Here is a 22,870-nt window from a genome sequence, read left to right as displayed (position 1 = left end):
TCGGGATCAGTCCTCGTAGGGTTTATGCTGCTCGAGAGCCACGATGGTGCCGGGCTCATCCAGCGAGATGTGGGCTACAAGGACTTCCCCGGGAGCAAGGTGCGGGTCAAGAAGCGGCAAGGAAGCCCCCAACTCCTGGGACATATGCGTTGCCAGCACAGCCAGAACGGTGGGCAGCACCGGGCGGTGTGTGCACACAACGGTGGCCGAAGACCGCGTCAGTGTCTTTTCCATGACTGCCGTGACCTTGGCCGGGTTGCGCAAGTGGTCCGCCTCAGTCAGCCACGGCACCACCTTCACCTTGGCCTTCGTGGCCTGGGCGTAGGGGGAGATCGTGGAAATGCAGCGCAGCCAATCGCTTGTGTAAATGCGGCCGGGGTGCCAGGCCATGAGCAGCCGTTGCAGGAACATGGCCTGCCGTTTACCAGTGGCAGCCAAGGGACGGTCACCCTCAGCCCGCGTCCAGGCCGAACGGGGCTTCGCCTTTGCATGGCGGAGAATCAGCAGCGGCCATGTGTTCAAGGTGGAGGATTCGTACGCGTCCACCAAGGCCTCCAAGGGTTGTAAATCTGAGGGATTGGAGAGCAGCCCGCGGGCCTTGTTGGGGCTGCACCAAATGACGGCGTCCACTTCCTTGCCATCGGGGGTGGGAGGCAGGTCATCAACAGCTGCCGCCCAATAATGCACTTCCTTGCGGCCGGGCTTCACGGTGTAGCTGATCGATGGCAGGGGCCTGCCCAGGGTGATGGGCAGGCCTACTTCTTCATACACTTCCCGGACAGCGCACTCGGCCAGGGTCTCGCCCTTATCTAGTTTGCCTTTGGGCCAGGACCAGTCATCGTAGCGTTGCCTGTGGATCAAAAGAACTTCAAGCTTTTTTTTCTTGACTCGCCAGCACAGAGCGCCGGCTGCATAGATCGAGACAGCTATGTCCTCGGTAATCGGGCCATCGAGATGTTCAGCGTTGCGCATTAACGGTGCAGTGCAGATCGCGAACGTGACCGGCTGGCGAGCAGCCATGACTGAACATCGAGCAAGGGGTTTCCTTCGTCATCAAGGTGGTGGCGTTTCCATTCGCCGTCATTATCCAGATGCCAGCTGGCTGTTCCGGAATCGAGGTAGCGGCTCAAAAGGGAGGTTACATCCGCAATGTCTTCACGGTTGGACAGTCTCACCAGAGCCTCAACGCGGCGATCCAGGTTCCGGTGCATCATGTCGGCAGAACCAATGTACACAATGTTGTTCTCGCCGCCCCCATTGGCAAAAGTAAACACGCGGGAGTGTTCCAGGAAGCGGCCCAGCACTGATCGCACGGTGATGTTCTCGCTAAGTCCGGGCACGCCAGGGCGCAATGAACAAATACCGCGAACAATCACACCTACCTCCACACCGGCTTGCGAGGCCCGGTACAAGGAATCGATGATGGCTTCATCCACCATGGAGTTGACCTTGATACGTACCTGCGCCGGCAGGCCGGCCTTCTTATTGGTAATCTCGGCATCAATGAGGTCAATGAGCCCGCTTCGCACTGAACGGGGGGCCACCAGAAGCCTGTCAAAGGAGGTCTTGGGTGCGTATCCGGAGAGTTGGTTGAAGAGCTTGGAGAGGTCTTCTCCCACCTGATTATCAGCCGTCAGCAGACCCAGGTCCTCGTAGTACCTGGCCGTACGTGGATGGTAGTTTCCCGTGCCAATGTGGCAGTAGCGGCGCAGCCCATCCTGTTCCTGGCGCACCACCAGGGAGAGCTTGCAGTGGGTCTTGAGCCCAACAATGCCGTACACAACGTGCACACCGGCCTGCTCCAGTTTCCGGGCCCAAGAAATGTTGGCTTGTTCATCAAAACGGGCCTTGATCTCCACGAGCGCCAAAACCTGTTTGCCGGCCTCTGCGGCATCCACCAGGGCATCAACAATGGGGGAGTCGCCGGAGGTGCGGTACAGGGTCTGTTTGATGGCGCGCACCTTGGGATCAGTCGCTGCCTGTTCCAGGAAGGCCTGGACCGAGGTGGAAAACGAATCGTAGGGGTGGTGCAACAAGATGTCACGACGGCGCATGGCAGCAAATACGTTGGCCGCCTTCGAGGTCTCTGAGGCATTCAAATCACGGGACGTGTGGGCCACATGCTTGGGGTAACGCAGATCTGGCCGGTCAATGCTGCCGATCATGGAGAGTCCGCGCAGGTCAAGCGGTGCGGGCAGTGAGTACACCTCCGTTTCATCCACATCAAGCTCGCGAACCAACAGCGCCAGGATGCTGGGGTTGATATCGGTGGCCACCTCAAGGCGCACGGGCGGGCCGAACTTGCGCCGCAACAGCTCCTTCTCGAGAGCCTGCAGAAGGTTCTCGGCGTCGTCTTCTTCTACTTCGAGGTCTTCGTTACGGGTGACCCGGAAGGTATGGTGCTCCACAATCTCCATGCCCGGGAACAACTGATCAAGGTGCTCTGCAATGACTTCTTCCAGAGGAATGAAGCGGGCCACCCGTCCGGGGACTGTCCCCGCGCGGACGCCATCCAAGGAAACGAGCCGTGGCAACAGGTCAGGGACCTTCACGCGTGCAAACAGTTCCTTGTCGCTGACAGGGTTACGCACCACCACTGCCAAGTTCAATGACAAACCGGAAATGTAGGGGAACGGGTGTGCCGGGTCCACGGCCAAGGGGGTCAGGATGGGGAAGATCTTCTCGGCGAACATCTTGGCCAGTTGCACTTTGGACGGATCATCAAGTTCATCCCAATGGACCAGATGGATGTGTTCGTACGCCAACGCTGGGCGGATCTGATTGGCAAATACGTGGGCGTGGCGTGCCTGCAACTCATGGGCGGCTTCGCTGATCTGTTCAAGTACTTCCATGGGACTGAGCCCGGCAGGTGATGGTACAGCTAGCCCCGTTGCAATGCGCCGTTTGAGCCCAGCCACACGAACCATGAAGAACTCATCCAGGTTGGAGGCAAAAATGGACAAGAAATTCACGCGCTCCAGCAAATGCACGTCGGGGTCTTCAGCCAGTTCCAGGACCCTGGAATTGAAAGCCAGCCAACTCAACTCCCGGTCTAGGAAGCGGTCGGGGCTGACATCACCCTCGGGTGCCAGTATGGGCTCAAATTCAGGAATTTCAATCCGGTCCTGGGTGGCTCTGGCCGAGGGTACTTCGCCAGCTAGAAAGCGCTCCCTGCCATTTGCTGTCGCAGTGTTCAGAGAGCCCTTGAATTCGCGCTTCATCGATAAGTCCTCGGGGTCGGTACTTTTGGTCTAAACGGTACAAGCTTCGCTGCAGGCACCCGCCGGTTAGGGGGAGAGCGGGCCGTACATGACGTCGGAGTCCCACTTGGTGAAACCTAGTTTGCGGTACAGCGACACTGCCGCCTCATTGTCTGCATCTACGTACAGCATAATGGCCCGGAGCCCGGCATTTTGCAGGTGGTCTATACCCTGCTTGGTCAGGATCTTGCCCAGGCCGAGCCCCTGCGCATCCGGGATGACGCCCACTACATAGACCTCTCCCATAGCGGCCTGACCTGCCCGGGCCGGATGAAGCTTGGTCCAATGAAACCCCAAAATTTCCTGCGAAGCATTCACGGCCAGAAAAAAACCAGCAGGATCAAACCAAGGCTCGGCCATGCGCGCCTGCAAATCAGCCAGCGTCAGCGCGCCTTGCTCGGGGTGGTGGGCAAAGGCGCTCGCGTTGGCTGCAACCCAGGCGCCCTCATCCTGGTCAGGGACAAATGTCCGCAGGCTCACGCCGTCGGGCGCAGGGTACTCCAGGGTGGGCTGGGGTTCAGCGGATGAGGGCGCCTGCCGGACCAGGCGCATGCGCCAGAGTTCGCGAATGGCCCGGAAGCCGTAGCTGGCCGCTAGATCGGCAGCTGCTTCATGGTCTCCGTGGGACCATGCCTTGATGCCGTGCAGCCCGCGTACCTCCACCAATTTATCGGCGAGAATGGCGCCAACCCCATCATTTCGGTAGGCGGGGTGAACCACAATTTCCAGCACGCCCTCGTTGCCGTTGAGCACCACCACGGCAACTCCAGCCAGGTCTTCGCCAACGGTGGGGGACGCGTCCTCCGGGGCATAGGTGAGCAAGGTCAGGACACTTTGGGGGCTAGCGTGGGCGGATTTCAGCTCCACGAGTGTCTGCTCAGAGAACGGCGGGTTCCCGTCGGCATCTTCGGCAGCAGCAATCACTGTCTGGATTTCTTGCAGAAGTTCGGGTCCGGGGGCACCTGGAACTACTGTTACCGGCCAGCTGTCAGTCTTTGCGGGGCTCATGCTCACAGCCTAGTGTGCCGGGCTGTGCTATTGCGAGAATCGCTGCCAGGTAACGTGTCGAAATGCTGCTTGGCGTGGCCGCGAGTTTGCAAGGCGGTGCGAAGCTGGCATAGAGTTTGAGAGCAGTAAGGCTCACACACAGTGCGTCACTTGCTTGTTTTACCTGCACGTCTGGGGGGATGCACCAGTGGGGTGTCCTCGATACGTTCGATCCGTATGTCCTCCACTCAACCAGTAAGGCCCGTTTCCATTTCGCGGAAACGGGCCTTACTTTTTTGGGGATTAGCGGCCAAAATGTGGGCCCGCTAGTTCCAGCCGGCCAGTGCCGGCTCAGGCGTGGTGCGCCATGTCTGCGGCGCGGATCTGGGCCACTAGAGGTTTTCCTTCGGTGTACCGGCCAAGATCGGCCAATGCCTCATCCACCATGCGGCGGGTTTCTGCGCCCAAGGAGCCGGCCACATGCGGTGTCAGGATCACATTGGGCAGGTCATACAGTTCGTTATCGGCCGGCAGTGGCTCCGGATCCGTTACATCCAAGATGGCCGTCAACCGTCCTGTACGGCATTCGGCAAGTAACGCGTCAGTGTCAATGAGGTCCCCACGCGCCGTATTGATGATGGTGGTGTGATCGGCCAAGGCAGCGAGCTCGCGCGCCCCAATCATGTGATGGGTGCTGGGCAGTGATGGCGCATGGATGGAGAGCACATCCACTTGGCCAAGTAGATCCTCTAAAGGCAGGAGCGTGGCGCCAGCGGCAGTGACTTCAGCCGGGTCAGCATAAGGATCAGCCAGCAAAATGGTGACGTCCTCTAGCTGGCGCAGCAGGTCCACCACACGGCGGCCTATCCGGGAATAGCCCACAATTCCAATGGTGCGGCCAAGATTCCCCAATTTCCCGCGGGACGCGGCGAAAGAAAGCTCGCCGCGGTGATTGCGGCTGTCGTTAGAGAGCACCTGCGCCCGTTTTCCCGCGAGAATGATGCTTGCAAAGGTGAACTCTGCAACGGGGATGGCATTGGAATCCGCGCCATTGCACACCGTGATCCCACGTTCCCACAGGGCGGGTGTGGCAAAGGTGCGTACAGACCCGGCGCAGTGGAAGACGGCTTTCAAGGCGGGGAGGCGTTCCAAAGCTGGTGCATCCAGCAAAGGAACTCCCCAGCTGGTGATGAGGACCTCTACTTCGGGGAGTTGGTCTTGAATCTCCGGGTGGTCCAATGAATCCGCCCAAAAAGTTCCACAGAGCGAGGCCAGCGAGCGAAGCCGGTCAAGCCGAGACACATCAAATTGTGTGGCGAAGGTATCTGCACTCATGAGGATTAAGGCAGTGGGAAGCTGTGTCATGGCGGAATGGTTCCTTGTGCAAAGGGGATGGCTTCTAAAAATGGGTTCATGCACTCTGGCGATGGAATGTATCTGCGCTTCAGGCGTCCGTCATGGAGCTCTCAGACTGGCGGGAAACACTGAGCCGGTAACCCACGTTGCGGACGGTGCTGATGAGGTTCTCGTTCTCACTGCCCAATTTTGCCCGCAGCCGCCGCACATGAACATCCACAGTGCGGGTACCTCCGTAATAGTCGTAGCCCCAGACTTCGTTCAGGAGCTGCGCCCTTGTGAAGACGCGCCCCGGATGCTGGGCCAGGTACTTGAGCAGCTCGAATTCCTTGTAGGTAAGATTCAGCACGCTTCCATGTACCCGGGCTGTGTAGCTGTCCTCATCGATGACGATTCCGGCGGCCTGAATTTCCTGATGGGTTTCTTCTTCGGCGATGGTTGCTCGGGTCAGAGCCAAACGAATCCGAGCCTCCACCTCCGCCGGCTTGGCCGTGTCAAGAATGACGTCGTCAGCAGCCCACGTTGCGCTCACAACAGCCATGCCGCCTTCGGTAAGGATAAGCAGCAGAGGGACGCTGATGCCAGTGGCTCGGAGTAATTGGCACAGGGACCGGGACCCGGCCAGATCGGTGCGGGCATCAACCATGATGAGCTCGGTGGGGCGGGCATCAAGGAGCGCTGTGGGAACGGCTGGCAGAATATGAATCTCGTGGCTGAGTAGTTCAAGCGCAGGCAAAACATCCACGGAAGTTCCGTGGATGTTGGTCAGCAATAATATCTGCGACATCTCTTCCTAAACAAAGTGCTCATTTAATGCGCATCTTTGGGCCTCGAACCAGTTGCAAAGCCTGCCTGGCATGAGCGTAAAAAACTAAAACGCTCCGCCACAGGTTTGTTCCACAGTGTACCGGCAGAATAGGGCAGGATTGATGTGTGAAGTCATCTATAGCCGGACTTATTGGAATCATCGCTTTGGCACTGCTGGTTGCCGGGCACTCCCTGGGCCTTGAATACGCTGTGGGGGTGAGCATGGCTCTGGCCGTGACGTTTGGTTACGGATGGCCGCATTATCTGGCCATCCCGGCCAAGAAAACGTTGGGCACCGTGATCGCCTTGACGGGTGCTTTGGCGGCCTTGACCGCTGGACTGAGCGCGGGCAAGGACTACCTTTCGTGGACAGCCATCTACATTGCGCTCGGTTTCGGCGCCATCATGGTGGTGCAGCTGATCCGCGGCACGGGTCAAAAGCGCCGTTTGGAGTCCACCTTAGGTGCCGGTGCCGGTGTGGCCATGGCCGGGTTTGCCTGTGGCTGGGTGGCGTCCTTTAGATTCCTGGGCGAGCCGGGGATGACGGCCATTGTTGCCATCAGTGCCGCTGTTGCGCTTCTTGCCGGGATGCTCCCCTGGCCGGATAGGGTCGCGGCCCCGCTGGCCATAATCTTGGCGGTGCTGGCGGGACCTTTGGCGGCGCTGGTGTTCTCCGATGTCCGGATTGTGCCGGCCGCCGTCCTGGCTATTGTGGTGGCCTCCATCATTGCTGCATTTAGGCGGCTGCGGACTCTGGGCACACAGCTGGCCGGGGATGCCATGCGAGACGCCCGAGCCGCCGATGAGTTGATCGGTGAAGTCAGCGTCCACATAAGTGCCGCCGAAACTCCCGTCCAGACAGCAACTGAAGCGCCTGCCGAAGCAGCAGCCCAAAGTCCCTCTGAAACACCAGTGGAATCTCCAGCTCAGGCACCCCTCGAAGCACCCGCACTAACCCCAGGGCGCATTTTTGGTGAGGTAGCCGCTGCCTTGGCGCCCATCGTGTCCATCGGCTCAGTCGTGTACTTCGTGGAGAAAATCCTGCTGTCATAAGTGAGCGAACCCCTACCAGCTAAACGGCCTTCTAGACGCGGTGCCTGCGAATGAGTCAGGAACGCTGCGCAGATCATTGTAGGATGGCATTATGAGCGTACTTGCCTTGGAAATTTTCTTCATCTGCCTGTTGGTTGTGGCCGGAGTGGCCATGGCCTGGTTTGCCGGACTGGTGGTGTGGCGCTTGTTCAAGGGCCAGCAGTAATTCGCCATGGCCATTGAAATCCCCACGGACCTCACTCCGGAACTGGTGCCACTTTCGTGGCTGCTGGGCACTTGGGAAGGTGCCGGGCGGCTCGGTGCCGGCGAAGAGGATTCGGAACACTTCACCCAGACGGTGACCTTCAGTTCCAATGGGCTGCCCTACTTGCAGTACACGGCCCAGTCTTGGCTAACGGATGAGAACGGCGCCACTTTGCGTCCCCTCTCCGTGGAAACTGGCTTCTGGCAACTTGACCGCGCCTTGAACGAATCCGACGGTGGCCCGGGAATGGTCCCGGCGGACATTGTCCCGGCTCTGCGTACGGCGGACGACGTCGAAGCCTTGCGCAATGCTGACGGTGGATTCGACATCATGGTGAACATTGTTCACCCCGGCGGCATCTCGGAGCTGTATTACGGCGCCATCAAGGGACCGAAAATTCAGCTTTCCACCGATGCAGTCATGCGCGGTGCTGGCGCCAAGTCCTACACCGCCGCTACCCGCATCTTTGGCCTTGTCAACGGTGACCTTTACTGGCGCTGGGACGTGGCTGCACAAGGTAGGTCGTTGGACGCGCACGCTTCCGCGGTGCTCCATAAAGTTTCCACCCAACCCTAGGTACCTGCCCTCCGCCCAGGGTGCTCGCTGGAATAGGCTCCCAAGAGAAGGCGTTGCAACCGGTATGAGCTATTTGAGTCCTTTGTTGAACCGTTCCGGCGCCGTGGCAGCAGGCGGCCTTGATGCCGGCGTTGCCGCCCACTATGGAGATCCGAACCGTGAGCAACGGCTTCTGGCCGGATACCTGGGGAAGCCGCCCAGCGCCGTCGTGGATCTATCTCACCGCGGAGTGGTGACTGTCAGCGGTCCAGACAGGCTCAGCTGGCTCAATACCCTCTCCTCCCAGGAACTGAAAAACCTATCTCCCAGGGTCAGCACCGAGTTGCTGATACTGACCGTCCAAGGACGCATCGAGTACGACGCGCGGGTGGTTGACGATGGCGAAACCACCTGGCTGATTGTGGAGACTGCCGAAGCCGCTCCGCTGGCCCAGTGGCTCACATCCATGAAATTCATGCTGCGCGTGGAGATTACCGATGTTTCGCCAGACTGGGCCGTGGTTGGTTCGGTAGCCGAGGTTCCTGAATGGTCAGACCGTACGGTGTGGCAGGATCCCTGGCCCCATATATCTGCCGGTGGCTACAGCTATGCGGCTGTGCCTGAGACGGAGCATCCCGGCCTGGAACGTTCTTGGCTTGAATACCTGATCCCAGCCGCGGAACTGGTGGAGGCGGTGGGTCAGCGCCCGCTGGCAGGAGCGTGGGCTGCAGATGCACTCCGTGTGGCTGCGTGGCGACCCCGGAGGGGCGCGGAAACTGACGAGAAAACCATTCCCCACGAGTTGGACTTGATCCGGACGGCAGTGCACCTGAATAAGGGCTGTTACAAGGGGCAGGAGACGGTTGCGCGCGTGCACAACCTGGGGCGGCCTCCGCGCCGATTGGTGTTCTTGCAGTTAGATGGTTCGCTGCACACCCTGCCCGCGGTGGGCAGCGAAGTCTTAGTGGACGAGCGTGTGGTTGGCACCGTGACCTCCTCGGCGCAGCACTACGAGATGGGGCCCATCGCCCTGGCTCTGATCAAGCGTTCCGTGGACCCGGAGGCCGTCCTGATTGTCAATGACGACGGCGAACAGTACCCGGCCAATCAGGAAATCATTGTTGCCACTGACGCCGGACAGGTGTTGGGCCGTCAAACAGGATTCCTGAGGGCTCCTCGCTAAACCGGGCTCCTCGTTAGACCGGGAGGCGCTGGCTTTCTGTGCCAGCTGAAGTCCCGGCCGCAAAAACTTTCATCACAAGATCCCTTCGGGCGCTAGTGACACGTTGCTATTCCATGTGGAATAGTTGAGCTGGAACAATGCTGGGGAAGGCCGCGGCACTAACGGAAGAGGCGGGTGGGCATGGCTGAGCTAAAACACTTGACTCCTTTGGCCATGGCGGCTCTGGGGTTACTTGCAGATCGTCCCATGCACCCCTATGAGATGTACCAGTTGTTGATTGACAGGCATGAAGAGCGTCTGCTGAAAATTCGACCAGGAACGCTGTATCACGCAGTGGGCCGGCTGGCGGATGCGCACATGGTGGAAGCTTTGGGGACCGCCCGGGACGGTAAACGCCCCGAACGCACCACATACGCGTTGTTGCCGGCAGGGCGGCGCAGGCTGAGCGAGGTGTTGTGCGAGGACCTCGCGCAACCCGCCGAGGAGTATCCGCGGTTTCCTCAGGCACTGTCAGAAGCACATAACCTGCCGGCTCATCTCGTTATTGACCTGCTGGAGCAGCGCCTGCCAGTTCTGGATGAAAAATTGGCCATGTTGGGTGCGGATAGGGAGTTGGCCAAGTCCCGCGGGGTTGACCCGGCGTATTGGATCGATATCCGCTACCAAGAACATATGGTGCGGGCCGAACTGGATTGGGTGCACGGGTTCATCGCACGGTTGAAGCAGGCCGACCTCTCGTGGCCGGGCACAGGGTAAAGACCTTATTCATCAGCGCCGCGAAGCATCAATAATTAGCCAGCTGGGCCCCAACGGACGCCAGTGCTTTGAAACAAATTTCGATACTTAAGGAACAACCCATGGAAACCGTGGCAAAACCGTGGCCCGCGTTATGGGCGCTCGTTCTGGGATTCTTCATGATCCTGGTGGATTCAACCATCGTCTCGGTGGCCAACCCCAGGATCATGGAGGGCTTGAACACTGACATCAACTCAGTCATCTGGGTCACCAGCGCGTACCTTCTGGCGTACGCGGTACCGCTCCTGGTAACAGGGCGATTGGGAGATAAATATGGTCCCAAAAACCTCTACCTCGTGGGTCTGACGGTCTTTACGCTCGCCTCACTGTGGTGCGGACTTTCCGGAGACATTGGCACATTGATCCTGGCCCGTGTGGTCCAGGGCCTCGGTGCAGCGATGATGACCCCGCAGACCATGGCTGTCATCACCCGCATCTTCCCCCCTGACAAACGCGGTGCCGCCATGGGGCTGTGGGGTGCTACAGCCGGAGTCGCTATGCTGGTGGGCCCCATCCTGGGTGGCGTTCTTGTTGATGGGTTTGGCTGGGAATGGATCTTCTTCGTTAACGTCCCTGTGGGTATCATTGCGTTCGCAATGGCCTGGCGCTTGGTGCCCAAGCTGCAAACCCATGACCACACTTTTGACATGCTGGGCGTGCTGCTGAGCTCAGTTGGTCTGCTCCTGCTGGTCTTTGGCATCCAGGAAGGAGCCACTTACAACTGGGGCACCATCAAGGGCCCGCTCAGTGTCTGGAGCCTTATCATCGCAGGGATCGTCTTCCTGATTGCTTTTGTCTGCTGGCAGGCCATCAATAAGGGTGAGTCACTGGTTCCGCTGCACTTGTTCAAGGTACGTAATTTCTCTCTCGCTAACATTGCCATCACCTCCATGGGCTTCAGTGTGACGGCCATGAGTCTGCCGTTGTTCTTTTATTACCAGCTGGTCCGGGGCATGAGCCCAACGCAGTCCGCACTCATGATGGTGCCCATGGCTTTGCTCTCAGGTATCTTGGCCCCGTTTGTGGGCAAGCTTATAGACACCGTCAACCCACGCTATGTGGCCTTCGCCGGTTTCATTCTGATGTCTATCTCGCTGGCCTGGACGGCGTCCCTGATGACCCCGAACACGCCTATTTGGCTGTTTCTGCTGCCAAGCGGGTTGTTGGGCATTGCCAGCTCCGGCATTTGGGCTCCGTTATCCACCACGGCCACTCGCAACCTGGGGCCCCGTGAGGCTGGTGCCGGGGCTGGGGTGTACAACACCACGCGGCAGATCGGCTCCGTGTTGGGAAGCGCGGCCATTGCAGCATTGATCTCGGCCCGTCTGGCGGTTGAAATGCCCGCCGGTGCGGGTGGGGGAATGGCGGGGGAATCAGGACCGTTGCCGGAATCTTTGCACGCTGGGTTCTCCGCCGCCATGGCCCAATCAACTCTGCTGCCGGCGGCCGCTGTACTGCTAGGTGCGGCCGTGGTCATCTTCTTCGCCAAACCCCGTGAAGTTTCGGCTATTTATGCCGAGTTTGACCACTCTCAAGAGAAATCCGGGTCAGTAGACCAGCCACACTAAAACCCACGGCCACGGCCAGGGAATGCGCCGCAGCGTTGTTGATATCTGCCCGCCACTGCACTATCAATCCAGCAGAGAGCGCTTCGTGGGCGGCAATGCTAGTGGCCAGGTGTCCCAGTCCCTGGCGGCGGGAGTCCGGGGCCACCAGTGTGCCCAGCTGAGCCAGCAGCCCTTGATACTCGGTGTAGGCGCTACAGGCGAGAGGGCTGGCGTCGGGCGTTCCTGACTCCATGACCGTGAACTTGTGCTCTCTGCTGGAGAGCGCCACATCGTTGACGTCATCTGGCGGGCACAGTGATTCAAGCGCCGCAGATTCAAGCTCCCCGGTGGAAACGTGGACGGTGTGTGCAGGCTGGTGTAAGTCCAGCTCATCCGCGTAATAGAGGGCCTGCGTGCCCAGACCCCGGCCGCCGCTCTGTCTGGTCAGCCGCAGCATGGTGGAGTGATCGCTGAGCTCATCGTCACTGTAGGCGGCCGCAGCGGCCAACAAATGCGCAGGACCCCTGAGGACTGACTGGTCCCAGAGCCGCAGGAATGTTAGTTCGGGCCCGTCGACGGCGCGGGTGAGCCTGCCGTCCCTGCGCTCCGACAAGAGCGAATCGACAGGCAGCCCGAGGCCCCGTTCCCAGGCAAGGAAAACTATGGGCGCTGAACTTAAATCGAAGGTCATGGTTCAACGTTAACGCCCCGCGAGAGTGAATGTAGAGCGGATGGTGCGGGCTGGCTAACACTCGAGTGTGGCCCAACTCACAAGACGCGCGGTTTTAGGGTGGAGCCATGCGCAACTGAGCCGGAAAGTAGGGTGTTTACCACTCGCGTTTTAGGGAGCGTGATCTCCCTGCGATAGCTGTGCACAATGTGCCTACTATCAACTCTCTGGGGGAGTGAACTGCTCCCCGAAAGTTGTACTGAACAATTCAGTTCCTTACTTTGGGGCGCAGTTCAGCTGCGGCACATTTTTGGTTCCACACTAGGATCGGTCAGCCGAAGAGGATGGCCGCCTCGTCATAGCGGTGCTGCGGAACCGTCTTCAGGTTCCCCAACGCGGCCTCGAAGGGCACGTGCTCAATCTCGGTGCCCTTGAGCGCCACCATGGTGCCCCAGCGGGCTTCCACAACAGAGTCCACGGCAGCCATGCCCAACCGGGTAGCCAGAACGCGGTCAAAGCTAGAAGGAACGCCGCCACGTTGAATGTGGCCCAAGATAGTGGCGCGAGTTTCAATCCCCGTGCGGGCTTCGATCTCGGGGGCGAGCTGTTCACTGATGCCGCCCAGGCGGGGACGGCCAAAGGTGTCCAAGCCCCGCTCGGAGTGGGCGGAGTCCTGATGGTCCGGAACAAACCCTTCCGCCACCACTACCAAGGGTGCACGGCCACGTTCGTGCGCTTCTTTCACCCATTCAACAATCTGGTCCATGCTGGTGTTCTGCTCCGGGATCAGCACAGCGTGCGCTCCCGTGGCCATGCCGGCATGAAGGGCGATCCAGCCAACGTGGCGGCCCATGACCTCTGCGATCATGCAGCGGTGGTGGGATTCGCCCGTGGTGCGCAGGCGGTCAATGGCCTCCGTGGCAATCTGCACGGCAGTATCGAAACCAAAGGTGTAGTCCGTGGCGTCCAGGTCATTATCAACAGTCTTAGGTACACCGACGATCTTGAGCCCAGCATCGGTCAACCGGCGGGCGGCAGCAAGCGTACCTTCGCCACCAATGGCGATGAGTGCGTCAACACCGAGACGTTCCATGTGGGCTTTGATGACTTCGGGGCCACCGTTGCCTTCAAAAGGGTTGGTGCGGGAGGTGCCCAAAATGGTACCGCCCTGCTTGGATATGCCGCGCACCATCTGACGGGGAAGGTCCATGACGTCGCCTTCAACCACTCCGCGCCAGCCATCACGGAAACCAACAAATTCATGTCCGTAGCTCTTGATGCCCTTGAGCACGATTCCGCGGATCACAGCATTCAGGCCAGGGCAGTCTCCGCCGCTGGTGAGAATTCCAATCTTCATGAGTAATAAAGTCCTTTGAGGGATGGATTCAATGGGGTTTTTGAGCGCACCATTGAGCTCCTCTGTAGATCATTCTAGACGCTCATGTGATCCCGGCAACTTCAGGCCCAATCAGTGGACGCCACGCTGCTTCTTCATCCTGGTGAACAAATTGATTGCGCCGCCGGCCACCATGGCCACGCCGGCACCCAGCAGCAGCCACATGGCCGTAAGTCCCGGGTCCAAATTCAGGTGCAGTTGGGTGCTGAGAATCAGCAAAATCCCAAGGACAAGTACGACGGCGCCAAACACGATCGTTCCCACGCGGGCCGGGTGCCGCCCGGCTTGTGGGACGGTGGGCAAGTCAGCTGTGGCAGCGGTTTTTGAGCTGTTCTTCGGTTCGGTACTGCTTGCGTGTGCACGGGCGGGGGCCTGTTCTGATAGGGGCAGTGGCGTGGAGAAGTACCCGGCAGGGGGCGGTGAGACGGTGTTGGCTGTGCCCTCGGGGCTCTGGGGCGGTTCTATGGGATGGGACATGGTGTTCTCCGCGATTTCTCTCAAGGGACCCTGTGTGAGGTTCTGCTGGTTTCTGTCCGGGTGATTCATGGTGTTGGAACCACGTGGATCTCAATGTTGGAGGCTACGCCTTCCAACGTGATTGCGAGCCCGTAGCCTGTAGCGTCCAGGTTGATGTTGCTCGTGGTGTCTTTCACCAAGCCACTGCCAGTTGTTTTGCCGTCCACGGTCACAGCCGCTGCAGCCAGTTCACTCTTCACACTGACGGGGATATTCTCCGGCACCAGGATGGTGACGTTGGATGCCACCAAACTCAGGGGTATCCGGACATTCTCCGTCAGAGGTGAGTCACCGCCGGGCTTGGCCGCTCCATTCCCGGCCGCTCTATTCCCGGCGGGGACAACCCCGGTCAGGTCAATGGTGCCGTTGCCCATCAGGACAGTGCGGCCAGTTTGCGCGGCACTGATGGTGGCGGGAGACCAGTCGGCATTGCTGAATGAGGTGATGTTTGGCTGGGGCAAACTCAACGCCCCGGCCACTACCAAAGCAATGACAGCGAACGTGCCGAGTCCGCCCGCAGTGCGGCCGGCAATCCCAGCCACCACAATGCCCACGCCCGCCACAATGGCTGCTGCAGCCACGATGATGGCGCGGGGGTGCGTCCCCAAATCGATGACGTTGCTCGCGTTCAACAGCAGGAGTGCAGCCACCACCACCGCGGCAAGGCCCAGCACCAGCAAGCTGCTGGCAAAGCCGAGCCGGGGCGTCTTCTTGGCAGGGGGCTTGGTTGCCTGTTGGCCTTGGCGCTTCATGTACTCGTCGGCGCGCGGGGTGAACGTGCGGGCATAAACATCTGTGGGCTGAGGTTGGGGCGCCGCAGAGCTTGGCCACGCTTGCCCGTACCAGGGTTGGCTGGCATTGCTGCCCCGCTCGTCCCTGCCACGGTAGGAAAACCAGTAGATGGCCCACACGATGCCGCCGATCCAAATGATCGGCCAGAAGAACCAGCCGCTGTTGCTGTCTTGGAACGTCCCGCCTCCGGAGCCGCCCAGCCCCAATAGTGTGGCTGCGGCGGCTCCTGTCATTCCGGCCGACCAGTGGCCTCGGCCCACCTCCTGAACATGGATGCGACCGTCCGGTTCGGGCAACAACGCCCACGCCACACCGTAGGCGAGCAGCCCGATGCCGAAGAACAGGGTCAGCACAACGGCAAGGCCACGCACGATCACGGGGTCGATGCCCCACTTGTCGGCTAGCCCGCTGCACACGCCACCCATCCAGCGGTTGGGCCCGCGCCGGATGCCCAGGCCGCGGATCCATTGGAAGAATCTGGCCGAATCGGGGTGAGGCAGCGGGGGAGGGGCAGCGTGGCCAGATGGCTGCTCTGGGGAGTGCTCCGGACTGTCCTGGGAAGTATTCATGCTTCAATCCTGCCCTCTGCGGGGTCGCGGCAACATGAGGTGTCACCCTGAAAGAACCCTGAGGTATCCCCGAGAAACACTGCGGCAGTCCCCGGGCCGTGCTTGGATTACTGCATGAGCGTAAAGATGTACCGCACACAGGCCCGTGTAGTTGCCGGAGTTTGTGGCGGCCTGGCCGTGCACCTTGGCTGGAATGTACGGATGGTGCGGGGCATCATGATCGGTGCCAGTTTCTTCTTTGGCGCCGGGATTGTCTTCTATGGGTGGTTGTGGCTACTGGTTCCTTTGGAAGGCGACGCCCCAGAGCAAGGCGGCAGGCTATTGGACGCTGACGGTAACCCACGGCTGGCGTTGTTCCGTCCCGTGCCCGAAGCGTTTGAGAAGGATAACTCTGGCAACAGCAACCCGGCCCGCAAACCGGTTCCGTTGGGGTTTAGGGAGGTGGCAATCGGGGGAGCACTGGTCATTGCGGCATTCATCATCTTCGGGCAGCAACAAGGCTGGGATTTGCGTCTTGGCACTTTGATCCCGCTCCTGGTCATTGTTTTGGGCGCAGTGTTGGCGTGGATGCAATTGGATGACACCCGCCGGGTGGGATTGCTCAGCGCAACTAAAATGAACACGCCCATTGCCATGCTGCGTCTCGGTGGGGGGCTGGCCCTTGTTATTACCGGGCTGCTCGTCATTGTTGCCGGGTCCGGCTCATGGACGTTGCTGTGGTCCTCCGTGGTGGCCTCTTTGGCTGTCCTTGCAGGAGTGGGGCTCGTCCTGGCTCCGTGGGCCTTGAAGTTCTGGCGTGAATTCCAGAGCGAAAGGGCCGGGCACATCAAGGAGAGCGCGCGGGCCGAAATTGCGGCCCACCTGCACGACTCAGTGCTGCAAACGTTGGCCCTGATCCAGAAAAGTGCCCACTCGCCGGCTGATGTGACACGGCTGGCCCGTGCCCAAGAGCGCGAACTGCGAGAGTGGATTTATCAGGACAGCACCCATAAGTCCGGGGCCTTGGTGGAGCGCATCAAGTCGGTCTGTGCTGAGGCTGAGGATATTTACGGGCAGGCAGTGGAAGTGGTGGCCGTGGGAGACACCGAGTTGACGGAGCGTGGTAACGCACTGGTGCAGGCGGTTCGAGAAGCCGTTTTGAACGGTGTCCGGCACGGTGGGACGGCAGTGTCTGTGTATGTGGAAGCAACGGCAAAGGGCGTTGATGTGTTTGTGAAGGACAGAGGGGCGGGCTTTGATGTGCGGACGGTTGCCGCAGACAGGCTGGGAGTCCGGGAGTCCGTCGTCGGGCGCATGCAACGCAACGGTGGGACGGCTGAGATCATTAGCTCGGTGGAAGGCACCGAAGTACGGTTGCACCTGCCCTATGAAGCAACTGCCACGGAGGAAGCCAAATGACTATGCCGGCAACACCCATTACGGTCGTGATTGTGGATGATCACGCCATTTTTCGCTCCGGATTGAAGGCCGATCTGGACCGGGACATCCTCATTTTGGCTGAGGCCGCCACAGTCGAGGAGGCGATTGCAGCAGTGACCCACCACCAGCCGGATGTGGTCCTGCTCGATGTGCACCTGCCGGGTGGACGCGGCCAGGGCGGGCGGGAAGTCATTGCTGGCTGCACGTCGCTGCTGGCCGGCACCAAGTTCCTGGCGCTGAGCGTCTCGGATTCGGCCGAAGACGTGGTTTCCGTCATCAGGTCCGGTGCGCGCGGTTATGTTACGAAATCAATTTCCGGCGCCGAAATTTCTGATGCGGTGCGGCGCGTGGCTGGCGGTGACGCAGTATTTTCACCCCGGCTGGCCGGCTTTGTGCTCGACGCCTTTGGCACAGCCGAGGTGGCCGTGGAGGACGAGCTGGACAAACTTTCCGCACGCGAGTTGGAAGTCATGCGTTTGATTGCCCGCGGCTACTCATATAAGGAAGTGGCGAAGGCTTTGTTCATCTCCATCAAGACCGTGGAGTCCCACGTTTCGGCCGTACTGCGTAAGCTGCAGCTCTCCTCACGCCATGAGCTGACCCGCTGGGCCGCAGACCGCCGCCTGCTCTAACAACCCAAAAGCGCGCCCGCCTCCCACATCCGCGCCCGGTCTACGGGGCGCATAAGTGGGAGGCGGGCGCGCTTTTGCCGCCAGCCAGAGGCAGAGTGGCTTAGGGCTTGGCTGAGCCCAGGAACTCCTGCAGGCGTCGAACGCCGGTTGCGAGATCGTCGTCACCCAGGGCGTAGGACAAACGCATGAAGCCGCTGGGTCCAAAGGCTTCACCGGGAACCACGGCAACTTCGGCCTTGTCCAGGATCAGTGCGGCCAGTTCAGCCGAGGTGGCGGGCCGGATGCCACCAATTTCACGGCCCAGCAGTCCGCGGACGTCTGGGTAGGCGTAGAAGGCGCCCGTGGGGGTGGGGCATTCCACACCGTCGATCGCATTCAACGCGGCCACCATAGCCTTGCGGCGGCGGTCGAAGGCAACCTTCATTTCATCCACTGCGGTCAACGGGCCAGAGACTGCTGCCAAGGCGGCCATCTGGGAGACATTGGCCACGTTGGAGGTGGCGTGCGATTGCATGTTGGTGGCCGCCTTCGTCACGTCCAGGGGCGCGATCATCCAGCCAACGCGCCAACCCGTCATGGCATAAGTCTTGGCAACACCATTGAGAATCACCACTTTGTCGCCCAACTCCGGGACAGCCGTGGCAATCGAGGTGAATGGAACACCGTCGTAGGTCAGGTGTTCATAGATCTCATCAGTGATGACCCAGAGGCCCTTGGACGCGGCCCAAAGACCGATCTCTCGGGTCTGTTCTGCCGAGTAAACGGCACCTGTGGGGTTGGAGGGCGAAACAAACAGCAGCACCTTGGTGCGCGGCGTCAAGGCGGCCTCAAGCTGATCCACCGTGACAAGGTAGCCCTGCTCCGGGCCAGCGAAAACCTCCACAGGAACACCGCCAGCCAGGCGAATGGCTTCAGGGTAGGTGGTCCAGAACGGGGTGGGGATAATGACCTCATCACCCGGGTCAAGCAGGGTGGCAAAGGACTCATAAACTGCCTGCTTGCCACCATTTGTTACGAGCACCTGGGCCGGATCCACCGCGTAGCCTGAATCGCGCAGCGTCTTTGCGGCAATGGCACTGCGCAGTTCCGGGAGCCCTGCAGCCGGGGAATAGCGGTGGAATTTAGGCTGGCGAGCGGCAGCAACCGCCGCCTCAACAATGTAATCCGGTGTTGGAAAGTCGGGCTCCCCAGCACCAAAGCCGATGACGGGGCGCCCGGCGGCCTTTAGGGCCTTGGCTTTGGCGTCGACAGCCAGGGTAGCGGATTCCGCAATTGCGGCGATCCTTGCGGAGATACGGCGTGCGGAGGCTTGATCAGCGCTCAATTCGGCAGACATCAGCATTCTTTCTTCGGTGGGAGGCCCAAAATATAAACTTCGTCAGTGACTACTTTAGGCGTAAGGCGTCACCAGTTCGACGTAGGCGCCTAAGAATGCGTAGAATAAGTAACTGGTGTTCAACTCCATGATGTTTCACGCCTTGGTGCCAGTTTGGAAAAGACGGGCGCAAGACTGTAAGTTATTCATGGCGTTCAACGCTGAAGGGATTTTTGCTGCAGAAGCCTGTGAGGGCTCACTGTTGTTAACAATCAAAGGGTAGTGGCGCAATTGGTAGCGCAGCGGTCTCCAAAACCGCAGGTTGCAGGTTCGAGTCCTGTCTGCCCTGCGCATGGAAGTGACATAATTTGATTCGCGGCTTTGCTGTGAAATCTCGTGTCGTCTCCAAGCGAATACTAAGCATCTCGCGCGGTCCGAACCCACGGACTTGCGGGTTCCCAACAAAGCGATGAGTGAGGCACTGGTGACCGAAACTGCGGCAAGCAGCTCTAAGGGCCCTGCCAAAAAGGCTGTCAAGCCCGGTAAGCCGGGTTTTTTCGCCCGGATTGCTATCTTCCTTCGCCAAGTCATTGGTGAACTCAAGAAGGTAGTGACACCTACTCGCAAAGAGTTGATCAACATGACTGCGGTTGTGCTGGTATTCGTTGTCATCGTCATGGCTATTGTTACCGTCCTAGATCTGGGCTTCGGCCAGGCTGTGCTGTGGGTCTTTGGCGGAAACGTAAACACCGAGCAGTAAGAGGCTCAATTTGGCCGGCCCCGCTGAAATCTATCGGCATGGGTCGGTTTGAGCTATTTAAGAAACACACAAGGAAAGCAGGAAATTCGTGTCTGAGCTGGAGCCCGAGGCAACATACAGTGAGCAGGACCAGGACACTGTGGTTGCTGATGCTGCCATCAATGCCGACCTTGATGCGCCAGAAGCTGTAGAAACAGAAACTGCGGAAGCAGAAACTGTTGATGCAGACGATGCAAGCGAGGAGCCGGCTGTAGAAGCCGAGCCCGAAGTTGACCCGGCAGAGGAATTCAAGGCCAAACTGCGCCGCCAGGAGGGTGACTGGTACGTCATTCACTCCTACGCAGGCTACGAAAACCGTGTCAAGGTCAACCTTGAATCACGCAGCCTCTCGCTGAACATGGAAGATTACATCTTCGAAATTCAGGTCCCCATGGAAGAAGTCGTGGAGATCAAGAACGCACAGCGCAAGGTTGTCAACCGCGTCCGCATTCCCGGCTATGTCCTTGTCCGCATGGACCTGACCGACGCTTCCTGGGGTGTTGTCCGCCATACCCCCGGTGTTACAGGATTTGTTGGCAACGCCCACAACCCTGTCCCGCTGCGCTTAGATGAAGTCTTCTCCATGCTTGCCCCCATCTTCGAGGAGCAGCAGGCTGAAGAGACCGGCGTTCCGCTGCGTCACAACCCGGTCGACGCCGAGATTGACTTTGAGGTTGGCGAAGCCGTCATCGTCAAGGACGGTCCGTTCGAAGGCCTGTCGGCCTCAATCTCCGAGATCAAGCCTGAAGCCTCGCAGCTTGTTGTGCTGGTTTCCATCTTCGAGCGTGAAACCCCTGTCACGCTTGCCTTCAACCAGGTCACCAAGATCTAGTTGACCAAAGTTTCGTTCCGCGTTGGACTTGCTTAGTTCTTCACGAGACGTTCGGCCGGACGCCATTCGGCCACCCACCTGGGACGCGCTCCGTCGTCCTTGGACAAGATATTGAGAGAAGGACCCTACATTGGCTCCCAAGAAAAAGGTCACCGGCCTTATCAAGCTGCAGATCCAGGCAGGCGCCGCTAACCCGGCACCGCCCATCGGTCCGGCGCTTGGTCAGCACGGCGTCAACATCATGGAATTCTGCAAGGCGTACAACGCTGCCACGGAATCCCAGCGCGGAAATGTCATCCCCGTTGAAATCACGGTTTACGAAGACCGTTCTTTCACGTTCATCACCAAGACCCCGCCGGCTGCAGAGCTCATCAAGAAGGCTGCAGGGGTTACCAAGGGTTCAGCTACCCCGCACACCGTCAAGGTTGCCCAGCTGACCAAGGCCCAGGTCAACGAGATCGCCACCCAGAAGATGGTTGACCTTAACGCAACCAGCATCGAAGGCGCAGAAAAGATCATCGCCGGTACCGCCCGTTCCATGGGTATCACTGTCGAGGCCTAAGCTTCGAACACCTGGTTTCGATTTTTCTCGAAACCGCCTAAGCATTACCCAATTCATTAAGAGCGACGCCGGATACCTCACCTTGAGTGAGTACGGCGGTCGTAGTGGCAGGGCCCGCGCGGTCCTAACGACCACAACTGCACAAGGAGAAACGCAGCATGGCAAAGCGCAGTAAAGCATATGAGGCAGCTCAGGCCAAGATCGATGCGGAGAACGTATACGCACCCTTCGACGCCATCAAGCTCGCCAAGGAGACCAACCCCTCCAAGTTCGACGCGACCGTTGAGGTTGCCTTCCGCTTGGGTGTAGACCCTCGCAAGGCTGACCAGATGATCCGTGGCACAGTCAACCTGCCGCACGGTACCGGTAAGACCGCCCGCGTTCTGGTTTTCGCAACCGGTGAGCGTGCCGAAGCAGCTATTGCTGCAGGCGCCGACTTCGTTGGCACCGACGACCTGATCGCAAAGATCCAGGGCGGCTGGACCGATTTCGACGCAGCCGTTGCAACACCTGACCTCATGGGTAAGGTTGGCCGTTTGGGTAAGGTTCTGGGTCCCCGTAACCTCATGCCTAACCCCAAGACCGGCACCGTCACCAACGACGTCGCCAAGGCTGTTAATGACATCAAGGGTGGAAAGATCGACTTCCGCGTCGACAAGCACTCCAACCTGCACTTCATCATCGGCAAGGTGTCCTTCGACGCCGTCAAGCTGGCTGAGAACTACGCAGCAGCACTGGAAGAGGTGCTTCGTTTGAAGCCGTCCGCTTCCAAGGGCCGCTACCTGCAGAAGGCCACTGTCTCCACGACGTTCGGCCCCGGCATCCCCGTTGATCCGGCAGCAACCAAGGTGATTGTTGAAGCCTAGGCTTCACTAGCTTCCTTTGATATTCCCTAAGAAGGGGCTGACGCGGCATTACGCTGCGTCGGCCCTTTCTTGTTTCTAAGCTGGTACGTTAGCAATACCACCTACAACGCAGGGGAGTGCGCACGCATGCAATTGAGCATCCGTCGGGCAAGAGCAAGCGACGCCGAAGCCTTGGCTGCACTGGCGGCCCTCACTTTTCCCCTGGCGTGCCCGCCCGAGACACCAGCAACGGAAATTGCGGGGTTCATTGAAGAACACCTGAGTCCCGAAAATTTCCGCGCCTACCTCGCCGATCCTTGTAGGGTGCTCTTTACGGCGCAGGACCAATCTCCTCAGGACCAATCCCCGCATGGCCAAGAGCTGGCAACAGTGCCGCGACTGCTTGCCTACACCATGGTCGTTGATGCCCCACCCGCCGCAGCAGATGTGGCGGCCCTCATCACGGAGCCTGGGGTCGTGGAGTTCAGTAAGTGTTACGCACACCCGGATACCCACGGGAGTGGGGTTGCCAGCGCCATCATGAGCGCAACCCTGCAATGGATTGGGGTCCAGGGCCAGCGGCCAACCTGGCTCGGGGTCAACAGCAAGAATGTGCGGGCACAGGCGTTTTATCGAAAGCACGGGTTCGCCGTTGTCGGCACCAGGAGTTTTCAGTTGGGGTCAAGGGCCGAGCATGACTTTGTCATGGTCCGGTCGAGCTGAAAGAAAGTGACAG

22 protein-coding genes and 1 tRNA gene are annotated in these 22,870 nt (G+C 59.6%); 13 read left to right on the top strand and 10 right to left on the bottom strand.

The genetic code is table 11. The features are described from left to right. Positions 1-6: 6 nt before the first annotated feature. From ABIB48_RS09425 to ABIB48_RS09405, 5 genes are all read right to left on the bottom strand, one after another. A complete protein-coding gene (locus ABIB48_RS09425) occupies positions 7-972 on the bottom strand; it encodes an NUDIX hydrolase (RefSeq protein ID WP_110105523.1) in 966 nt (321 codons plus the stop codon). After that, entirely contained in the window at positions 972-3,221 is a 2,250-nt protein-coding gene (locus tag ABIB48_RS09420) for an RNA degradosome polyphosphate kinase (protein WP_354212828.1), read from the bottom strand. The genes ABIB48_RS09425 and ABIB48_RS09420 overlap by 1 nt, the downstream gene beginning before the upstream one ends. A 66-nt stretch (positions 3,222-3,287) precedes the next feature. Then, entirely contained in the window at positions 3,288-4,268 is a 981-nt protein-coding gene (gene mshD, locus ABIB48_RS09415) for a mycothiol synthase (protein ID WP_110105525.1), read from the bottom strand. A 330-nt stretch (positions 4,269-4,598) separates the two neighbouring features. Then, entirely contained in the window at positions 4,599-5,612 is a 1,014-nt protein-coding gene (locus ABIB48_RS09410) for a hydroxyacid dehydrogenase (protein ID WP_354212827.1), read from the bottom strand. Positions 5,613-5,691: 79 nt separating this feature from the next. Further along, positions 5,692-6,390 (bottom strand): winged helix-turn-helix transcriptional regulator, encoded by a 699-nt coding sequence (locus ABIB48_RS09405; protein ID WP_110105527.1) that lies wholly within the window; start codon positions 6,388-6,390, stop codon positions 5,692-5,694. A gap of 146 nt (positions 6,391-6,536) precedes the next feature. Between ABIB48_RS09405 and ABIB48_RS09400 the strand changes: the two genes are divergently transcribed. The 5 genes from ABIB48_RS09400 (at position 6,537) to ABIB48_RS09380 (ending at position 11,808) form a co-directional block, all read left to right on the top strand. Further along, on the top strand, positions 6,537-7,463 hold the full coding sequence (locus ABIB48_RS09400) for a permease (protein ID WP_110105528.1): 927 nt from the start codon (positions 6,537-6,539) through the stop codon (positions 7,461-7,463). A gap of 211 nt (positions 7,464-7,674) precedes the next feature. Continuing rightward, on the top strand, positions 7,675-8,283 hold the full coding sequence (locus tag ABIB48_RS09395) for a nitrobindin family protein (protein WP_110105529.1): 609 nt from the start codon (positions 7,675-7,677) through the stop codon (positions 8,281-8,283). A 64-nt stretch (positions 8,284-8,347) separates the two neighbouring features. Next, positions 8,348-9,445, top strand: a complete 1,098-nt coding sequence (ygfZ, locus tag ABIB48_RS09390) for a CAF17-like 4Fe-4S cluster assembly/insertion protein YgfZ (protein ID WP_354212826.1) — start codon at positions 8,348-8,350, stop codon at positions 9,443-9,445. A 180-nt stretch (positions 9,446-9,625) separates the two neighbouring features. Beyond that, the gene (locus tag ABIB48_RS09385) at positions 9,626-10,201 is read left to right on the top strand and encodes a PadR family transcriptional regulator (RefSeq protein ID WP_354212825.1); all 576 of its coding nucleotides are present in this window, start codon (positions 9,626-9,628) and stop codon (positions 10,199-10,201) included. A gap of 101 nt (positions 10,202-10,302) precedes the next feature. Further along, positions 10,303-11,808: an MFS transporter gene (locus ABIB48_RS09380; protein WP_354212824.1), complete on the top strand. Its 1,506-nt coding sequence runs from the start codon at positions 10,303-10,305 to the stop codon at positions 11,806-11,808. Here ABIB48_RS09380 and ABIB48_RS09375 read toward each other — a convergent pair. The 4 genes from ABIB48_RS09375 to ABIB48_RS09360 form a co-directional block, all read right to left on the bottom strand. Next, positions 11,747-12,478, bottom strand: coding sequence for a GNAT family N-acetyltransferase (locus ABIB48_RS09375; protein WP_354212823.1), 732 nt, complete (start codon positions 12,476-12,478; stop codon positions 11,747-11,749). The two genes, ABIB48_RS09380 and ABIB48_RS09375, sit on opposite strands and share 62 nt — an antisense overlap. A 310-nt stretch (positions 12,479-12,788) precedes the next feature. Then, on the bottom strand, positions 12,789-13,814 hold the full coding sequence (locus ABIB48_RS09370; RefSeq protein ID WP_110105533.1) for a 6-phosphofructokinase: 1,026 nt from the start codon (positions 13,812-13,814) through the stop codon (positions 12,789-12,791). A 111-nt stretch (positions 13,815-13,925) separates the two neighbouring features. After that, positions 13,926-14,330: a hypothetical protein gene (locus tag ABIB48_RS09365; protein WP_146213006.1), complete on the bottom strand. Its 405-nt coding sequence runs from the start codon at positions 14,328-14,330 to the stop codon at positions 13,926-13,928. A gap of 65 nt (positions 14,331-14,395) precedes the next feature. Continuing rightward, the gene (locus ABIB48_RS09360; protein WP_354212822.1) at positions 14,396-15,730 is read right to left on the bottom strand and encodes a PspC domain-containing protein; all 1,335 of its coding nucleotides are present in this window, start codon (positions 15,728-15,730) and stop codon (positions 14,396-14,398) included. 114 nt (positions 15,731-15,844) lie between these two features. Here ABIB48_RS09360 and ABIB48_RS09355 point away from each other — a divergent pair, with 114 nt between their 5' ends. Further along, positions 15,845-17,128 (top strand): ATP-binding protein, encoded by a 1,284-nt coding sequence (locus tag ABIB48_RS09355; RefSeq protein WP_354212821.1) that lies wholly within the window; start codon positions 15,845-15,847, stop codon positions 17,126-17,128. After that, positions 17,125-17,781 carry a LuxR C-terminal-related transcriptional regulator gene (locus ABIB48_RS09350; RefSeq protein WP_110105537.1) on the top strand — a complete coding sequence of 219 codons (657 nt, stop codon included), beginning with the start codon at positions 17,125-17,127 and terminating at the stop codon, positions 17,779-17,781. Before ABIB48_RS09355 ends, ABIB48_RS09350 begins: the two co-directional genes overlap by 4 nt. A gap of 100 nt (positions 17,782-17,881) precedes the next feature. Here ABIB48_RS09350 and ABIB48_RS09345 read toward each other — a convergent pair whose 3' ends face one another. Next, the gene (locus ABIB48_RS09345; protein ID WP_110105538.1) at positions 17,882-19,117 is read right to left on the bottom strand and encodes a pyridoxal phosphate-dependent aminotransferase; all 1,236 of its coding nucleotides are present in this window, start codon (positions 19,115-19,117) and stop codon (positions 17,882-17,884) included. A 255-nt stretch (positions 19,118-19,372) separates the two neighbouring features. Between ABIB48_RS09345 and ABIB48_RS09340 the strand changes: the two genes are divergently transcribed. The 6 genes from ABIB48_RS09340 to ABIB48_RS09315 all read left to right on the top strand — a co-directional run bounded on the left by ABIB48_RS09340 (position 19,373) and on the right by ABIB48_RS09315 (position 22,857). Further along, positions 19,373-19,445, top strand: a tRNA-Trp gene (locus ABIB48_RS09340). A 120-nt stretch (positions 19,446-19,565) separates the two neighbouring features. Continuing rightward, complete coding sequence (secE, locus tag ABIB48_RS09335; protein WP_110105539.1) at positions 19,566-19,856, top strand: preprotein translocase subunit SecE; 291 nt, start codon at positions 19,566-19,568, stop codon at positions 19,854-19,856. A gap of 88 nt (positions 19,857-19,944) precedes the next feature. Beyond that, entirely contained in the window at positions 19,945-20,727 is a 783-nt protein-coding gene (nusG, locus tag ABIB48_RS09330) for a transcription termination/antitermination protein NusG (protein ID WP_354212820.1), read from the top strand. A gap of 130 nt (positions 20,728-20,857) precedes the next feature. Beyond that, positions 20,858-21,289 (top strand): 50S ribosomal protein L11, encoded by a 432-nt coding sequence (gene rplK / locus ABIB48_RS09325; RefSeq protein WP_110105541.1) that lies wholly within the window; start codon positions 20,858-20,860, stop codon positions 21,287-21,289. A 158-nt stretch (positions 21,290-21,447) separates the two neighbouring features. Beyond that, positions 21,448-22,155, top strand: a complete 708-nt coding sequence (gene rplA / locus ABIB48_RS09320; protein WP_315915284.1) for a 50S ribosomal protein L1 — start codon at positions 21,448-21,450, stop codon at positions 22,153-22,155. Positions 22,156-22,281: 126 nt separating this feature from the next. Next, positions 22,282-22,857 carry a GNAT family N-acetyltransferase gene (locus tag ABIB48_RS09315; RefSeq protein ID WP_354212819.1) on the top strand — a complete coding sequence of 192 codons (576 nt, stop codon included), beginning with the start codon at positions 22,282-22,284 and terminating at the stop codon, positions 22,855-22,857. Positions 22,858-22,870: the final 13 nt, after the last annotated feature.

This window comes from Arthrobacter sp. UYCu511 (assembly GCF_040547105.1).
Lineage (GTDB): Bacteria > Actinomycetota > Actinomycetes > Actinomycetales > Micrococcaceae > Specibacter > Specibacter psychrochitiniphilus.
The sequence above is the reverse complement of the archived record's forward strand: the minus strand, read 5'-3'. Positions and strand labels throughout refer to the sequence as shown.

Bases quoted from the DNA above. Each gene is read 5' to 3' on its own strand.
- ABIB48_RS09425 (WP_110105523.1), bottom strand. From the start codon at position 972: ATGCGCAACGCTGAACATCTCGATGGCCCGATTACCGAGGACATAGCT.
- ABIB48_RS09420 (WP_354212828.1), bottom strand. From the start codon at position 3,221: ATGAAGCGCGAATTCAAGGGCTCTCTGAACACTGCGACAGCAAATGGC.
- mshD (WP_110105525.1), bottom strand. From the start codon at position 4,268: ATGAGCCCCGCAAAGACTGACAGCTGGCCGGTAACAGTAGTTCCAGGT.
- ABIB48_RS09410 (WP_354212827.1), bottom strand. From the start codon at position 5,612: ATGACACAGCTTCCCACTGCCTTAATCCTCATGAGTGCAGATACCTTC.
- ABIB48_RS09405 (WP_110105527.1), bottom strand. From the start codon at position 6,390: ATGTCGCAGATATTATTGCTGACCAACATCCACGGAACTTCCGTGGAT.
- ABIB48_RS09395 (WP_110105529.1), top strand. From the start codon at position 7,675: ATGGCCATTGAAATCCCCACGGACCTCACTCCGGAACTGGTGCCACTT.
- ygfZ (WP_354212826.1), top strand. From the start codon at position 8,348: ATGAGCTATTTGAGTCCTTTGTTGAACCGTTCCGGCGCCGTGGCAGCA.
- ABIB48_RS09385 (WP_354212825.1), top strand. From the start codon at position 9,626: ATGGCTGAGCTAAAACACTTGACTCCTTTGGCCATGGCGGCTCTGGGG.
- ABIB48_RS09380 (WP_354212824.1), top strand. From the start codon at position 10,303: ATGGAAACCGTGGCAAAACCGTGGCCCGCGTTATGGGCGCTCGTTCTG.
- ABIB48_RS09375 (WP_354212823.1), bottom strand. From the start codon at position 12,478: ATGACCTTCGATTTAAGTTCAGCGCCCATAGTTTTCCTTGCCTGGGAA.
- ABIB48_RS09370 (WP_110105533.1), bottom strand. From the start codon at position 13,814: ATGAAGATTGGAATTCTCACCAGCGGCGGAGACTGCCCTGGCCTGAAT.
- ABIB48_RS09365 (WP_146213006.1), bottom strand. From the start codon at position 14,330: ATGTCCCATCCCATAGAACCGCCCCAGAGCCCCGAGGGCACAGCCAAC.
- ABIB48_RS09360 (WP_354212822.1), bottom strand. From the start codon at position 15,730: ATGAATACTTCCCAGGACAGTCCGGAGCACTCCCCAGAGCAGCCATCT.
- ABIB48_RS09355 (WP_354212821.1), top strand. From the start codon at position 15,845: ATGAGCGTAAAGATGTACCGCACACAGGCCCGTGTAGTTGCCGGAGTT.
- ABIB48_RS09350 (WP_110105537.1), top strand. From the start codon at position 17,125: ATGACTATGCCGGCAACACCCATTACGGTCGTGATTGTGGATGATCAC.
- ABIB48_RS09345 (WP_110105538.1), bottom strand. From the start codon at position 19,117: ATGTCTGCCGAATTGAGCGCTGATCAAGCCTCCGCACGCCGTATCTCC.
- secE (WP_110105539.1), top strand. From the start codon at position 19,566: ATGAGTGAGGCACTGGTGACCGAAACTGCGGCAAGCAGCTCTAAGGGC.
- rplA (WP_315915284.1), top strand. From the start codon at position 21,448: ATGGCAAAGCGCAGTAAAGCATATGAGGCAGCTCAGGCCAAGATCGAT.
- ABIB48_RS09315 (WP_354212819.1), top strand. From the start codon at position 22,282: ATGCAATTGAGCATCCGTCGGGCAAGAGCAAGCGACGCCGAAGCCTTG.